This window comes from Streptomyces sp. NRRL WC-3549 (genome assembly GCF_000721935.1).
Lineage (GTDB): Bacteria > Actinomycetota > Actinomycetes > Streptomycetales > Streptomycetaceae > Streptomyces.
The window spans coordinates 193,413-193,850 of record NZ_KL585423.1 but is presented as its reverse complement, the minus strand read 5'-3'; the positions used below and the strand labels follow the sequence as shown (position 1 = coordinate 193,850).

Sequence of the window (438 nt, the reverse complement as noted above, 5' to 3'; positions counted from 1 at the left end):
GGCGGAGACCTTCCGCAGCAGCTCGTAGCGGAGCTGGTTCGACGCGGAGGACGCGCCGCCCTGCGCCGGGTCGTCGGCGGCCACGCAGGAGTGCGCCTCGTCGACGATCACCAGGTCGGGGCAGTGCCGTACGAAGTCCTCGCGGTGCCGGGTCGACTTGATGAAGTCCGTCGAGATGATCGTGAACGGGTGCCTGTCGAACAGGGACTGCCCCAGCTCCAGCCCGCGTTCCAGCCGCGACACCGTGGAGGCCAGGACCAGTTCGGCGTCGATGCCGAACTTCTCCCGCAGCTCGCCCTGCCACTGCTCGGCCAGCGACGGCGAGCACAGCACCGCCAGCCGGCTCGCCTCACCCTGTGCCAGCAGCTCCTTGGCGATGAGCCCCGCCTCGATCGTCTTGCCGATGCCGACGTCGTCCGAGATCAGCAGCCGTACGGT

The 438-nt window shown here is 69.4% G+C and carries 1 protein-coding gene; it reads right to left on the bottom strand.

What is annotated here, in order from left to right; all coding sequences use genetic code 11:
* Nucleotides 1-438 (bottom strand): DEAD/DEAH box helicase family protein (locus IH13_RS0127280; protein ID WP_031088635.1); only part of this gene is annotated, 438 nt, incomplete at both ends.